The 13720-nt window shown below is 72.4% G+C and carries 13 protein-coding genes; 6 read left to right on the top strand and 7 right to left on the bottom strand.

Going from position 1 to position 13720, the window contains the following annotated elements; genetic code table 11:
- Nucleotides 1-118: 118 nt before the first annotated feature.
- Nucleotides 119-772 (top strand): HNH endonuclease, encoded by a 654-nt coding sequence (locus ETAA1_RS05035; protein ID WP_145234870.1) that lies wholly within the window; start codon nt 119-121, stop codon nt 770-772.
- Between the two features lie 91 nt (nt 773-863).
- Here ETAA1_RS05035 and ETAA1_RS05030 read toward each other — a convergent pair whose 3' ends face one another.
- Nucleotides 864-1571 (bottom strand): GNAT family N-acetyltransferase, encoded by a 708-nt coding sequence (locus tag ETAA1_RS05030; RefSeq protein WP_202920675.1) that lies wholly within the window; start codon nt 1569-1571, stop codon nt 864-866.
- A gap of 149 nt (nt 1572-1720) precedes the next feature.
- On the opposite strand from ETAA1_RS05030, the gene ETAA1_RS05025 reads away from it, so the two are divergent.
- Nucleotides 1721-2179: an NUDIX domain-containing protein gene (locus tag ETAA1_RS05025; RefSeq protein ID WP_145234867.1), complete on the top strand. Its 459-nt coding sequence runs from the start codon at nt 1721-1723 to the stop codon at nt 2177-2179.
- An 89-nt stretch (nt 2180-2268) separates the two neighbouring features.
- A complete protein-coding gene (locus ETAA1_RS05020; protein ID WP_202920674.1) occupies nt 2269-3423 on the top strand; it encodes an acyltransferase family protein in 1155 nt (384 codons plus the stop codon).
- 7 nt (nt 3424-3430) lie between these two features.
- Here ETAA1_RS05020 and lpdA read toward each other — a convergent pair whose 3' ends face one another.
- A complete protein-coding gene (lpdA, locus tag ETAA1_RS05015; RefSeq protein WP_145234863.1) occupies nt 3431-4855 on the bottom strand; it encodes a dihydrolipoyl dehydrogenase in 1425 nt (474 codons plus the stop codon).
- An 86-nt stretch (nt 4856-4941) separates the two neighbouring features.
- Here lpdA and speD point away from each other — a divergent pair, with 86 nt between their 5' ends.
- Both speD and ETAA1_RS05005 read left to right on the top strand, forming a co-directional pair.
- Complete coding sequence (speD, locus tag ETAA1_RS05010) at nt 4942-5346, top strand: S-adenosylmethionine decarboxylase (RefSeq protein ID WP_202920673.1); 405 nt, start codon at nt 4942-4944, stop codon at nt 5344-5346.
- The gene (locus ETAA1_RS05005) at nt 5343-7361 is read left to right on the top strand and encodes a DUF4178 domain-containing protein (protein WP_145234862.1); all 2019 of its coding nucleotides are present in this window, start codon (nt 5343-5345) and stop codon (nt 7359-7361) included. The genes speD and ETAA1_RS05005 overlap by 4 nt, the downstream gene beginning before the upstream one ends.
- Before the next feature lie 56 nt (nt 7362-7417).
- On the opposite strand, the gene ETAA1_RS05000 is transcribed toward ETAA1_RS05005, so the two are convergent.
- The 5 genes from ETAA1_RS05000 to ETAA1_RS04980 form a co-directional block, all read right to left on the bottom strand.
- Complete coding sequence (locus ETAA1_RS05000) at nt 7418-8365, bottom strand: SPFH domain-containing protein (protein WP_145234860.1); 948 nt, start codon at nt 8363-8365, stop codon at nt 7418-7420.
- Between the two features lie 85 nt (nt 8366-8450).
- Nucleotides 8451-9407: a pyridoxal-phosphate dependent enzyme gene (locus ETAA1_RS04995; RefSeq protein WP_145234859.1), complete on the bottom strand. Its 957-nt coding sequence runs from the start codon at nt 9405-9407 to the stop codon at nt 8451-8453.
- A gap of 18 nt (nt 9408-9425) precedes the next feature.
- Entirely contained in the window at nt 9426-9722 is a 297-nt protein-coding gene (locus ETAA1_RS04990) for a type II toxin-antitoxin system RelE/ParE family toxin (protein WP_202920672.1), read from the bottom strand.
- On the bottom strand, nt 9719-9949 hold the full coding sequence (locus ETAA1_RS04985) for an addiction module protein (protein WP_202920671.1): 231 nt from the start codon (nt 9947-9949) through the stop codon (nt 9719-9721). Before ETAA1_RS04985 ends, ETAA1_RS04990 begins: the two co-directional genes overlap by 4 nt.
- Before the next feature lie 44 nt (nt 9950-9993).
- Nucleotides 9994-12612, bottom strand: coding sequence for an AAA family ATPase (locus ETAA1_RS04980; protein WP_145234855.1), 2619 nt, complete (start codon nt 12610-12612; stop codon nt 9994-9996).
- A gap of 348 nt (nt 12613-12960) precedes the next feature.
- Here ETAA1_RS04980 and ETAA1_RS04975 point away from each other — a divergent pair, with 348 nt between their 5' ends.
- On the top strand, nt 12961-13719 hold the full coding sequence (locus ETAA1_RS04975; RefSeq protein WP_145234853.1) for a UDP-2,3-diacylglucosamine diphosphatase: 759 nt from the start codon (nt 12961-12963) through the stop codon (nt 13717-13719).
- Nucleotide 13720: the final 1 nt, after the last annotated feature.

Raw genomic sequence — 13720 nt, 5'->3', positions numbered from 1 at the left:
TCCCGACCGGTTATGATGGCGCCGAGGTCGAACCTCTCCGCCCGGCCGCGCCTCGTATCCCACACCCCCCGCCGGAGTGCCCGGCGGCGGGCCACCACATAGAAGGGGGCCGCCCGCCATGAATCCGCTCGCCGCCGCACCCGGGATACCCACCGCGCTGGACGCCAGCGTGCTCGTCCTGAACAAGACGTTCATGGCCGTCCACGTCATCAGCGTCCGGCGCGCGTTCTGCCTGCTCTGCAAGGACCTGGCCGAGGTGGTGAGCCTGGAGGAGGGCGCGTTCGCCACCTACACGTTCCAGAGCTGGGCCGAGCTGAGCGAGCTGCGGTCGAAGCTGAACGTGCAGAGCGACGACGACTGGGTGCGGACGCCCACCGCCGCCCTCCAGGCGCCGCGGGTGATCCGGCTGCTGGGCTACGACCGGATGCCGAAGCAGACGGTGAAGTTCAACCGCCGCAACATCTTCGCCCGCGACCACAACCAGTGCCAGTACTGCGGGAAGAAGTTCCCGACCAGCGAGCTGAGCCTGGACCACGTGTCGCCGCGGAGCCAGGGCGGCGGCACCACGTGGGACAACATCGTGTGCGCGTGCGTGGACTGCAACGTCCGCAAGGGCGGCCGCACCCCGCGGCAGGCGAACATGACGCTGATCCGCAAGCCGGAGAAGCCGAAGCGGAGCCCGCTGCTGAACCTGAAGCTGACCCAGAAGAAGTACCAGTCGTGGGCGTCGTTCGTGGACGCGGCGTACTGGTCGGTCGAGCTGAAGGGGTAAGGTGAAAGCGGCGAGCGGCCCGCGTGAGCGGGCTGTTCCTGAGCGCCAGTGTTGGGCTCAGGAACAGCCCGCTCACGCGGGCCGCTCGCGATTACACTTCGACACCATCGGCTTCCCGCGCCGGCACCAGCACCGGCCGCACGTCCGCCCGCACCGTCTGCTCGAACAGCGGCTCGCCCGGGTCGATGCGGTACACCCGCTCGTACAGCCCCTCGACCACGCCCCACAACCGCTCCGCGGTGAAGGTCGCCGCCGGCCGGTCCACGGGCTTCACGAACAGCTGGAGCGCCACCGGCCCCGCTTCGCCGGCGAAGTTCGGCGTCTGGAACTCGACGCCCTTCACCCACAGCCCGCCGACCTTGTCGAACAGCCGCACCCGCGCCGCCCACAGGTCGGGCTCCGCGGCCGGGCGGTGGCTCTCCCACACCACGAACGGCAGCGGCTCGCCCGTCGCCGCGGCGTCGGCCGCGACCCGCTCGAAGAACGCCGCGAACAATTTCGTGCCGACCCCCGCCCCGCGGCAGGCTTCGTCCACGCCGAGATAGCAGAGGTAGCCGCCGTAGCCGGGGATGAACGCGCCGTAGGCGTAGCCCGCGAGCGCGTCGCCGACCTCGGCGAGGATCAGGTGGCGCTTCCACCCGGCGGTGCGGCCGGTCGGGTTGCCGATGCCACGCTCGATCCACTCCCACGGGATGCGCTCGTCCGGGTCGAGCGTGCGCTCGTACAGCCGTCCCGCGGCCCGCACGCGCGGGTCGCTCACGTCCGTCACTTCCCAACAGGACTCGTCCTGAAAACGCACAAAGCACCTCTCCTCGTGTGGGTCGTCGCCCCATTCTAGCCGCCCCCCGCGCGGATTCCGTGGTTGGCACCGGCGCCGCGGGCGGGTAAGTTCCTCAAGGCACGGCCGAAGCGTCGGCCCCAAGTCGTTGGCCGGTCGGAGGGCTGCGGGTGGCCGCGAAACGCGCCAAGAAGTTCGCTTACGACTACCCCCGCCCGGCCTTGACCGTGGACCTGGTGGTGGCCACCCGGGAGGCGCGGCCGCGGGTGCTGCTGATCCGCCGCAAGAGCGACCCGCACGCCGGCCGGTGGGCGCTCCCGGGCGGGTTCGTGAACGAGAACGAGCCGCTGGCCGCCGCCGCACAGCGGGAGACGCTCGAAGAAACGGGCGTCGAAGTGAGCGACCTGGAGCAGCTATACACCGCCGGCGACCCCGGCCGCGACCCGCGCGGGTGGACCGTCACCGTCGCGTACCTGGTGCGCGTGAACGCCGACGAGTTGAAGCCGGTCGCCGCCGACGACGCCGAGGCCGTCGGCTGGTTCCGGCTGGACAAGCTGCCCGAGATGGCCTTCGACCACGCCATGATCCTGGCCCGCGCCCGCGCCCGCATCGCCGACCGGGCGGCGTAGCGACACCGGCCGGGGTTGCATCCGCGCCTCGTTCGGGATAGGTGCCGCCGGATGGGGAGAGCCGCTCCCCTGCACCGGAGGCCGCAGAGGTGGACGCCCGCCGCCGGCTCGACGCCCTCACCGGACTCCGCTTCCTCGCCGCGGCCGCGGTCGCGGTCGTCCACATCCCGGGGTTCGCTCACGACCCGTCGCTCCCGCCCACGGCCCGTCGGTTCATGGCCGAGGGGTTCGCCGGGGTGCCGTTCTTCTTCGTCCTGTCCGGGTTCGTGCTGGCGTACTCGTACCACCAGCGGCTCGCGCGCCCCGCCCGCGGCGACCTCGGCCGCTTCCTCCTCGCCCGGTTCGCCCGCATCTGGCCGGTGTACCTCCTCACGCTCGCCGTCCTCGCGGTCCTGCCGCTGGTGCCGCCGCCGACCACGGGGTGGGGGGTGGGCGCGAACCTGCTGCTCGTGCAGGTCTGGACGCCCGCCCCGAGCCCGTACCCGCCGGGGATGAACCCGACCGCCTGGTCGCTCTCGGACGAGGTGTTCTTCTACCTCTGCCTCCCCGCGTTCGTGTGGACCGCGGCGAAGCTGCCGGGCCTGCGGCGGCGCCGGCTGTGGGCGCTCGCCGGGGCGGCGTGGGCGGCGGAGTTCGGCCTGATGTACTGGCAGTGCTCGAACGTGAACCCGTGGACGCAGTACCTGATGGTCTGCCCGCTCGTGCGGCTGGCCGAATTCATCGTCGGCGTGGCGCTCGGTCTGGACTACGTCCGCAGCGGGGGCGACGCGCCGGCCGCGGGCCGGTGGCGGTGGACGGGGCTGGAACTGGCGGCGCTGGTGGCGGTCGGCGTGGCGGTGGGCTACTCGAACCGGCTGCCGCTACTGGTCCGGCTGGTCGGGTACTACACGCCGGCGTTCGCGCTGGTCGTAGCCGTGTTCGCCCGGCAGCGCGGCCACCTGTCGCGGCTCCTGGCCGGCCGGGTGCCGGTGTTCCTCGGCGAGTCGAGCTACAGCTTCTACCTCACGCACACGATCGTGTTCACGCAGCTCGACTCGTGGCTGCCGCTCGCCGAAGTCGGCGTGTTCGCGCAGGCCGGCGGCTTCCTGGCCGCGGCGCTCGTGGTGTCGATGGCCGTGTACCGACTGGTGGAAGTGCCGGCGCGGAACTGGCTCGTCGGCCTCGGCCGGCGGGCCGGGAAGCGGAATCTCCGCCCCCACCGTCCGGGCCGGGTGGTTCCGGCTGCGAAGCCAGTCGAAGTCTGACCGGCGGCTACTTCGCCGCCTTCCGCGGCCGGGCGACGTGCGTGGCGGCGCCGTAGGCCAGCTCGGCGCTCTCCATCACCGTCTCGCTCAGAGTCGGGTGCGGGTGGATGCTCTCCAGCACGTCCCGCGCGACGGCCCCCATCTCGACCGCCAGCACGCCCTCGGCGATCATCTCCCCCGCGCCCGCGCCGACGATGCCGACGCCGAGCACCCGCTTCCCCTCGGGATCCACCAGCATCTTGGTCAGCCCCTCGGTGCGGCCGATGCTCACGGCCCGACCGCTCGCCGCCCACGGGAACTTCAGCACCTCGTGCGGCACGCCCTGCGCCTCGGCGTCCTTCTGCGTCAGGCCAGCCCAGGCGATTTCCGGGTCGGTGAAGATCACCGCCGGGATGGCCCGCGGCCCCCACTCGGCCGGCTCCCCGAGCAGCACCTCGACCGCGACCCGCGCCTCGGCCGTGGCCTTGTGCGCCAGGCCGGGTTCGCCGGCGATGTCGCCGATGGCCTGGATGTTCGGCACGTTCGTCCGGCGCTGCTTATCGACCACGACGAACCCGCGCTCGTCCTGCTTCACGCCGGCCTTGTCGAGCCCGAGGTCGGCGAAGTTCGGCCGCCGGCCCACCGACACCAGCACGCGGTCGTAGGTGATCGAACCCGGCACGTCCTTCCCTTCGAGCGTGACGACGATGCCTTCGGGCTTCGCCTCCAGCTTCGCCACCTTCGTGTTGACGTAGATCGCCGCGAACTCGCCGCGCAGCTTCTTCTCCAGCGGCGCCACCAGGTCGCGGTCGGCGAGCGGCAGCAGCCCGTCGAGCGCCTCCACGACGGTGATCTTGGAGCCGAGCGCGGCGTAGACGCTGCCGATCTCCAGGCCGATGTAGCCGCCGCCGATGACGAGCATCGTCTTGGGCACGTCGGGCACGAGCAGCGCCGCGGTGCTGTCCATCACGCGCGGGTCGCCGAGCTGCCACGGCTTCGGCACCGTCGGCACCGACCCGGTGGCGATGATGCAGTTCTGGAACTTGATGGTCTGCGGCTGGTCGCCGGTCACCTGCACGGTGTTGGCGTCGATGAACGTGGCGTGCCCCCTCACGACCTCGACACCGCGGCCCTTGGTGAGCTGGCCGATGCCGCCGGTCAGCCTGCCGACGACCTTCTGCTGCACGAACTCCCGCAGCTTGTCGAGATCGACTTTCGGCTCGCCGAAGGTGAGGCCGCACTCGGCGACGTGCCGGGCCTCGCGGATGACCTTGGCGACGTGGAGCAGCGCCTTGGACGGGATGCAGCCGCGGTTCAGGCAGACGCCGCCGAGCCGCGGGTCTTCGTCCACGAGGACCACTTTCATCCCGTGGTCGGCGGCGTGGAGGGCGGCCGGGTAGCCGCCGGGGCCGCCGCCGATGACGAGGAGCTGGGCGTCGCGGGCGTCGGCCATCGGGTACTCTCCGGGTGGTGGGTCGCGCCCATTGTAGGCCCGGCCGGTTGACGCGGCCGGCGCGGGCGGGTATCGGTGATACGGCGGTGAACACGCCCCGTACCACGACCGAAATCACGACCCACCCGCCGGCCGGCGCCGAGTGGGTCGTGGAGGCGTTCGGCTGCGACCCCGACCGCCTCCGCACCACCGCCCTGCTCCGCCGCGTCTGCGAATCGCTGCTCGGCGAGCTGAAACTCACCCGCGTCGGCGAGCCGCTGTGGCACCAGTTCCCCGGGCCGGGCGGCGTCACCGGGCTGTACCTGCTGGCCGAGTCGCACCTGGCCTGCCACACGTTCCCCGAGCACGGGCTGGCCACGTTCAACCTGTACTGCTGCCGGCCGCGGCCGCGGTGGCCGTGGGAGGCACGCCTCGCCGACGCGCTGGGCGCCGCCCGGGTGCAGGTGCGCGAGGTACAGCGGGGCGTTCCCGACACGGAGGCCGGCCGATGAGCGTCCGGGTGCAGTGCCCGTCGTGCGGCGGGCCGGTCGTGTTCGCCGTCGGCGGCTCGATGGTCGCCGTGTGCCCGTACTGCCGCTCCGCCGTGGCCCGCGGCGACCGGGCCGTCGAAGACCTGGGTAAGGTCGCGGCGCTGGTGGACACCGGGGCCGTGCTCCGCGTCGGCATCGAGGGGAAGTACGACGGCCGCAAGTTCCAGCTCACCGGCCGGACGCAGCTGGCCCACCCCGCGGGCGGCGTCTGGGACGAGTGGTACGCCGCGTTCGCCGACGGCCGCTGGGGCTGGCTCTCCGAGGCGCAGGGCCGCTACTACCTGCTGTTCGAGCAACCCCCGTCCGCCGACCGACCGGTGCTTCAGGAGCTGGAAGCCGGCGCCGCCGTCGAGTTGCCCGAAGCGCAGGAACGGTTCGTCGTCGCGGAGACGGGCACGGCGACGGTGAACGGCGCGGAGGGCGAGCTGCCGTTCCGCCTGACGCCCGGCGAGTCGTACCGCTACGCCGACCTGTCGGCGGACGGCGGCGGGTTCGCCACGCTCGCCGGCCCGGCCGAGCCGCCGGCGCTGTTCCTCGGCCGGCAGGTGACGCTCGACGACCTCGGCGTGCGCGACTCCGCGCGGGCCACGCACGAGCTGCGCGAGGTGGCGGCCCGGCGGGCGAGCTGCCCGAACTGCGGCGGCGCGCTCGAACTCCGCGCCCCGGACAAGACCGAGCGCGTCGGCTGCCCGTACTGCGGCTCGCTGCTCGACGCCAGCGCCGGCGACCTGGCCGTCCTCAACGCTCTGAAGGAGCCGCCGTTCGCGCTGCGGATTCCGCTGGGGGCGACCGGCACACTGGGCGGGAAGGAGCGGACCGTGATCGGCGCATTCCGCCGCAGCGTCACGGTCGAGGGGAAGGACTACTTCTGGACCGAGTACCTGCTGTACCACCCGCGCGACGGCTTCGAGTGGCTCATCAACGGCGAAGGTCACTGGACGCACTCGGCGCCGCTGCCGCCGGGGGCGGTGACCGAGGGGAGTCACTCCGCGTCGGTAGACGGCCGGTGGTTCCGCAAGTTCCAGGCGGGGCAGGCGTCGGTCCGCGGCGTGATCGGCGAGTGCTACTGGAAGGTGACGGTCGGCGAAACCGCGACCACGGCCGACTTCATCCGCCCGCCGCAACTGCTGAGCCTGGAGCGCAACACCTACTGGAAGTCGGAGGAGATCAACTGGTCGCTGGGGACGTACCTCACGCCCGCGGAGGTGCAGGCGGCGTTCAAGCTGGAGAAGCCGCTGCCGGTACCCACGGGCGTGGCGCCGAACCAGCCGTTCGGGTACACGGCGGTGTACAAGTCCGCCGCGCTGCTGTTCGTCGCGCTGTGCGTGCTCGGGATCGTGGTCATCCTCAGCGTGCCGTCGCGGAAGGTCCTCGAGCAGACGTTCCAGCTCCGCGGCCCGGCCGCGCAGCCGCTGGCCCCGGACTCGCCGCCCGTGCCGGCGACGCCAAAGGTGCAGGAGTTCTTCACCGACCTGTTCGAGCTGAAGGCCCGCCGCAACGTCCGCGTGACGGTGGCGGCGCCGAGCATGACCGGCTGGCTGGTCGTCGAGGGCGACCTGGTCGAGCAGGCCACCGGGCAGGTGCAGCCGTTCCTGGTGCCGCTGGAGTTCTACACCGGCGTCGAGGACGGCGAGACGTGGACGGAGGGCGACAAGCGCGGCGCCGCGTACGTGACGGCGCAGCCGGGCGGCCAGTATTCATTGCGGCTTGAGGTGGACCGCGAGACGCTGCGCGACGAGCCGCTGACGGTGACGGTGGAGCAGGGCGCGTCGAACGGCGGGGTGTGGCTGCTGACGCTGCTGGGGATTCTGGTGGTGCCGCTGGTGACGGGGGTGTGTCACCTGGTGTTCGTGAACCGGCGGTGGCAGAACAGCGACTTCTCGATGATGAACGCCGCCGCCGTGGGCGAGCACGCCGCGACGACGCGGGTGACGAAGGAGCGGAAGCGGAAGAAAGGGAATCGGCGCGAGGTGTGAGAGTTTCGCCGCTTGCGGCGTTGCCCCGCGGTGCAACGCCGCGAGCGGCGAACACCTTATTGCTTCGGCGGCGCGACAGCCCCCGGCGGCCCCCGCAGCAGGTCGAACAGCGGGTGCCGCGTCGACAGCAGCAGCACGTCGCGGGTGTCGGCGACCATCACCTGAAACGCCTGGAGCTTGTCGAGGAACTGGCCGAACTCGCGGTCCTGGGCGTAGGCCGCGCCGCGGACCCGCGCCGCCTCGGCCTTCGCCTCGCCCTCGATCCGCGTCTTCTGCGCCGCCGCGTCGTCCTCGGTCGTCTTGGCCGTGGCGTAGGCGTCGGTCGTGATCTTCGCGGCCCGCTGCCGCCCCTCGCTCTCGTAGTCGGCCGCCTTCTTCGCCCGCTCGCTGCGGATGCGGTCGGCAATGCTGGCGCGAACTGCCTCCGGGTAGCTGAACCGCCGCACCCGCACGTCGATCACCTCGACGCCGTACTCGGCCAGCGCCCGCTCGCGGAAGCCGTCGCCGAGCAGCTGCGCCCGCACCTTCTCGGCGCGGGCGTCGATGGTCGCGGCGTCGGCGACGCTGATGAGGTCGTCGAGCGGCATGGTGCTGACGAGCGCCGCGAGCCGGCCGCTGACCTGCGGGCCGAGCGTCTTGCGCGCCTGCTCCGGCGTGCGGATCGCCTTCACGAACTGCTCCGCGGCCTCGGCGCTGGGGATGCGCCACGTCACGAAGGCGTCCACGGCGAGCGTCTTGTCCACGGTCTTGGTGACGGGGTCGCGGGTGAGCGATTCCACCGCCGGCAGGTCGAACGACTGCACGCGGCGGTCGATCCGCACGACCGAGTGAACGGGCCACGGCGCCTTCACCTTCAAGCCCGCGGCCGTCTCCCCGTCGTGTACGGCGACGCGCTCGCCGAACTGCGTGACGTAGGCGAACTCGGCGTAGTCCACGGCGTAGAACGCCGTCCGCAGCCAGAGGACGACGGCGACCGCGGCGGCGATTTGCAGGACTCGCTTCATCCTGGGGAGTATACCGAGACACCGCCCAGGCCGCCCAGGGCTGAAGCCCTGGGCGGGCGTCGGCGGTGGCCCTTTCACCACGGCGCTACCAGTACAGCTTGTCGAGCGACACGTTCCCGCCGCACAGCACCACGCCCACCTTGCGGACGCCGGCCAGCGCGCGGAACTCGTCCGACAGCACGGCCGCGACGCCGACCCCGGCGCTCGGCTCGATGACGAGCTTCATCCGCTCCCACACCAGCCGCATCGCCTGCCGGATCTGCTCCTCCGTCACCACGACGACGCGCTCGACCTGGTCGCGGACGAACGGCCACGTCAGCGTGCCGAGGCTCGTCAGCAGCCCGTCGGCGATGCTGTTCGGGGCCGTCTGCGGCTGCCACTCGCCCGCCGCCTTCGACCGCGCCGCGTCGTCGGCCCCGAGGGGCTCGGCGGCGAACACGCGGCACGCGGGGTTCAGCCCCTTCGCGGCGGCGCAGAAGCCCGACACCAGCCCGCCGCCGCCGACCGGGGCCACGACCGCGTCCAGGTCGGGCACGTCTTCGAGCAGCTCGAGCGCCGCGGTGCCCTGGCCGGCGATCACGTCCGGGTGGTCGAACGGCGGGATCAGCACCGCCCCGGTCCGCGCCGCGATCTCGTTCGCAGTCCGCTCGCGGTCGGCGAGGGTGGGTTCGCACACGGTGACGATGCCGCCGTAACCTTCGACCGCGGCCTTCTTCACGGCGGGGGCCGTCCGCGGCATCACGATGTACGCGGGAATGCCGCGGACGCGCGCGGCGAGCGCGAGCGCCTGGGCGTGGTTGCCGCTGGAGTGCGTGACGACGCCGCGGGCGGCTTCGGCGTCGGTGAGCTTGCGGACGGCGTTGGTGGCCCCGCGGTACTTGAACGCGCCGGTCTTCTGGAGGTTCTCGCACTTGAAGAACACGGCGCGGCCGGCGAGGCGGTCGATCGTCTCGGAGGTGAGGACCGGCGTGCGGTGGACGACGCCGCGGACGCGCTCCGCGGCGGCCCGGACGGCGGCGAGGTCGGCAGCGTAGGTGGGCATAAGATACCAGGACGGGGCTTAGACGCGCCCCTGCCAGATCGACGGGTCGCGGCTGGTATGGAACACCGACAGCACCTCGATCCGGTCCGGGTGCGGGCGGAAGTAGACACAGTACGGGTAACGGCGGACCACCGCCTTGCGGACGTCCGCAAGGGCGACGGCGTGCATCCGCGGTTGGGCGGTGATGCCGTCGAACACGGCCTGAATCGCGGCGGCGAACATCCGACTTAGGCCGGTGCCGCGGCCGTCGTAGAAGTCGAAGGCCTCGTCGAACTCGGCCTCCGCCTCGGCGCGCAGGACGACGGGGAGGCTCACCCGCGCGCCCTCGCCAGCGCCCGGGCCTTGACCTCCTCCCACGGCGTCACGGCGTCCGGCCGGGCGATGCTGTCCGCGAGCCGCCGCTCCAGTTCCGCCCGTTGGGCCGGCGACAACGGGGCTTCCGCCACGTCGCGCTGGACGCTGTCCCACAGCGCTTCGGCCAGCGCCAACCGCTCCTCGGGCGGCATACTGTCGAAATCAGCGGGCAATACGGTTGCTGGCATCGTCGACACCTCTGCGGTCCTGTGCCCCATCGTAACGGCGGCCGTCATCCGTCGCCACCCACCCGCTCGCGCTTCTTCCCCAGCAGCTTCGTCGGCTCGTAGTCGTTCACGCGATCGGCGCGGCCGCCGAGGTAGTCGGTCAGCAGCGGGCGGACGTGGTGGTCCCACACGGCCGCGAACGTGTCCGCCGTCAGGCCCGGCACCATGAAGAACGAATGGCCCACCTGCTTGTCCGCGCCGAGGTCGCGCGACAGGCGGCGGTTCAGCTCCTCGAACACCCGCACCACCCGCGGGCCGAGCGTGCCGTCGGCGTCGGCCGGGGGGTGGCGGTCCAGCCACGTCGCCAGCAGGGCGGCGTCCGGCGGCATGTCCACGAACGAGAAGCGGCGCCGTAGCGCCTGGTCCAGCGCCGCGGCGGAGCGGTCGGCGGCGTTCATCGTCGCCAGCACGAACAGGTTCTCCGGCAGCCGGAACTCACGCTTCGAGTACGGCAGCGTCACCGCCTGGTCGCGGTACTCCAGCAGGTACAGCAGCTCGCCGAACACCCGCGGCAGGTTGCCGCGGTTGATCTCGTCGATCAGCAGCACGTGCGGCTCCGCCGGCCGCGCCGCGGCCCGCGCCGCGAACGCCGCCAACACCCCGTCCTCCACCGGGTACGTCACCTCGGTGCGGCCGTCCGTCTCGACGCTGCGGACGCGCACGCCCTCCACGAACTCCTCGTAGCTGTACCCGGGGTGGAACTGCACCAGCCGCACGGCCTCGGCGTTGTCGCGGGCCAGCAGTCGCGCCAGACAGCGGGCCACGTGTGTCTTCCCGGTGCCGGGCACGCCCTGAAGAATCAGCTGCTTCTTGAGTTGCAGCAGGTGGAGCACGCGGTCGAGCCACGTTTCGGACAGCAGCGTCTGCTCGCCGAAACTCGCGGAATCGTAGCTCGGCAGCCGCGCCGGGTCGCCGCTGCGGCGGGCCAGAATCGGCCGCGGGTCGGCCTCGGCAGCGCACGCGAACGCCGGCACCAGCCGGTCGAACGTCAGCAGGATTTCGCCGACCAGGTCGTCGGACCGCAGCTCGGGCGCGTCCGCGGGGAGCCAGCGGCCGGCGGCGAGCGTCTTCTGCGCGGCCCACGTCCGCAGGTCGGCAGCGGTGCGGATCGGCACGTCGGCCGACAAGTCCTCGCCGGCGCGGAAGCGGCAGGTCTCGAAGACACCGCCGGCGGCCAGCGCCGCGTACAGCGCCTCGGCGTCGGTCTGCACCGCGGCGCGGAACTGCCGCCCGGCCTCGCGCGCCGAGCGGCCCAGATGGAAGCCGAAGGCCACGCCGTCCGGCGCCACGCGCACGAAGAACTGGGCGTCGGCCCGGCGGGTGCCGCGGTCGCGGCGGTAGAACGTCACCCACTGCACCGCCTGGTACGGCCCGCCGCGGCCGAAGTCGTTCTTGCAGATGCTTGTGATGGCCCGCCCCGGGCGGGCGTCGGCTTCGAGCTCCCAGCCGTACTCGCCGTGCAGCACCGGGCGGACGTAGCGCGCCGCGAGGGCGTCGCACAGTTCGACGAGCGGGTCGCGCAGCACGAACTGGTAGCGGTCGCGGCGGTCGTCCATCCACGGCTTCGAGCGGCCGTCGGCGAGTTCGCCGAGGAAGCGGAACGTGTCGGCGCAGAAGCCGCCGAACGCGGCCGGGGCACTCGGCTCGTCGCGCTCGGCGACGGCGGCCACGACATCAGCCAGTTCCAGCGGGTGAACGCGGAACAGCTCGCGGAGTGACAGCGCGGTGTCAGCCCACAAGCGGCCGCGGTCGGCGGCGGGGAGCGACGGGGCGAAGGCGTCGTCGAGGCGGGCGAGGGCGTGTTCCCAGCCCGGGTCGGGGGCGAGAGAGCGGAACGCGGCCCACGCCGCGGCGCCGTCGCCGTCGCGGCCGGCGGCGTGGAACTCGGCCAGCGCCGCGGTGTCGTCGGCGCTCGCCTCGCGCAGCCGCTTCCGCAGCGGCCTGCGGGTGCGCACGGCCCGGAGCGCGGCGCGGACCGCTTCGGGGTCCGGCCCCCACGTCAGTGCCGCGGCGGGTGTCGGACCGGTCGGCAGCTCGCGCCCCGTCATGCGCCCGACGCGGGCGAGGAAGTCGTCGAGCCGCGGCGCCGTCAGGTCGGGGTGCGCGGCCAGCAGCGAGCCGTAGGCGACGAGCACCTGCGCGAACCGCGCCGCGGCCTCGACCGGGTCGGCCTTGAACAGCCCGAGCCGCGTCAGCCCCGCCTCGACGGCCGGGCACCAGCGCGGGTGGCGCTCCGGGTCAAGCGCCTGGGCCAGCGCCGCCCACAGCGTCGGGCCGAGGCCGGGGACGTGGTACATGCCGCCGGGGCTGACGCAGCGGCCGAGCCGCACCGGCAGCGGGTCGTGGCCGCGGGCGAGGTGGTTCAGGGCGTAGCGCACGAGGCGCACGCGGAACGTCAGGGCGGCGCGGTGGAACGACAGCGGCAGTACGGCGTCGGCGAAGCGGGTGAGGTTCTCGGCGAGAAGTGCGTCGGGTGCGGAATCCAGGAAGCCGGCGTGAAGCCAGCCGGCCGCGGCGCGGACAGCTACTTCGGCGGGCGTCGGCTCGCCGGGCGCGGCGGCGCGAAACTGCTCCAGGAGCGGGCCGGACGGGACGCGGACGGCGGAACGACGAAGACGGGTCACACGACCGATCGTAGCAGATGCAGGGGATTTACGGCCAGCGGATTGGGTTGAGAAAGTGCCGGCCGTCAATAAAAAGATCCCGCCGGGGGCTGCTGCGGCGTCGCCCATTCACCGCAGTCGCATCCCCGGCGGGACACTCACATCTTAACGCTCACCCCCGGGCATGCAAGCGGGCCGTCCGTTTTTCTATGTCCGGATTTCCGACAGCGCCAGGTTTTCTGACAAGTCGCCGCCGACTGACCATCTCGGAACCTTCACGCGCCCGTCACACCAAACCCGTTCGCCGGGCGTAACCTTGTCCTCGCCAGGGGTACGCCAGCTCCCGACCGCCACGCACGGAGGTTGCTGATGCTCGACGCGGTCGTCATCTCGGACATCCACCTGGGCAGCGCCAACAGCCAGGCCAAGGCGCTGGGTCATTTCCTGGAGGACGTCCGCCACGGGCGGCTGCGGACGCGCCGGCTCGTCCTCAACGGCGACGTGTTCGACTCCATCGACTTCCGCCGCCTCAAGAAGCACCACTGGAACGTGCTGTCCGAGCTGCGCAAGCTGTCCGACGAGGTGGAGATCACCTGGATCGTCGGCAACCACGACGGCGCGGCGGACGACATCTCGCACCTGCTCGGCGTCGAGGTGCTGCAAGACCTGGTGGTGGAGAGCGGCGGCAAGCGGGTGCTGTTCCTGCACGGCCACCGGTTCGACGAGTTCATCAGCCGCTACCCGGTGTGCACGTGGCTCGCCGACCGGGTGTACAACGCGCTGCAGTGGGTCGACCCGTCGCACCGGTTCGCCAAGTTCGCCAAGCGGCGGAGCAAGACGTTCCTGCGCAACGCCGAGAAGATCTTCGCCGGGGCGGTCCGGCTGGCGGAGAAGTACGGGTGCGACGCCGTGTGCTGCGGCCACACGCACCACGCCGGCGTGCGCGAGGCCGGGGCCGTCACGTACTACAACAGCGGCTGCTGGACCGAGAAGCCGTGCCACTACCTGACGCTCCGCGACGGCGTCGTCGCGGTCCACGCCTACGCCCCCCACAAGGCGCCGGACGCCTTGGCGGACTCGACGGTCGTCGAGGAGCCGGCCGCGGCCCCGGCGATGGCCGTGGCGTGAC

Source organism: Urbifossiella limnaea (genome assembly GCF_007747215.1).
GTDB classification, from domain to species: Bacteria; Planctomycetota; Planctomycetia; order Gemmatales; family Gemmataceae; genus Urbifossiella; species Urbifossiella limnaea.
This window is presented reverse-complemented; position numbering and strand designations above follow the sequence as displayed.

Bases quoted from the DNA above. Each gene is read 5' to 3' on its own strand.
- ETAA1_RS05035 (WP_145234870.1), top strand. From the start codon at position 119: ATGAATCCGCTCGCCGCCGCACCCGGGATACCCACCGCGCTGGACGCC.
- lpdA (WP_145234863.1), bottom strand. From the start codon at position 4,855: ATGGCCGACGCCCGCGACGCCCAGCTCCTCGTCATCGGCGGCGGCCCC.
- ETAA1_RS05005 (WP_145234862.1), top strand. From the start codon at position 5,343: ATGAGCGTCCGGGTGCAGTGCCCGTCGTGCGGCGGGCCGGTCGTGTTC.
- ETAA1_RS05000 (WP_145234860.1), bottom strand. From the start codon at position 8,365: ATGAAGCGAGTCCTGCAAATCGCCGCCGCGGTCGCCGTCGTCCTCTGG.
- ETAA1_RS04995 (WP_145234859.1), bottom strand. From the start codon at position 9,407: ATGCCCACCTACGCTGCCGACCTCGCCGCCGTCCGGGCCGCCGCGGAG.
- ETAA1_RS04985 (WP_202920671.1), bottom strand. From the start codon at position 9,949: ATGCCAGCAACCGTATTGCCCGCTGATTTCGACAGTATGCCGCCCGAG.
- ETAA1_RS04975 (WP_145234853.1), top strand. From the start codon at position 12,961: ATGCTCGACGCGGTCGTCATCTCGGACATCCACCTGGGCAGCGCCAAC.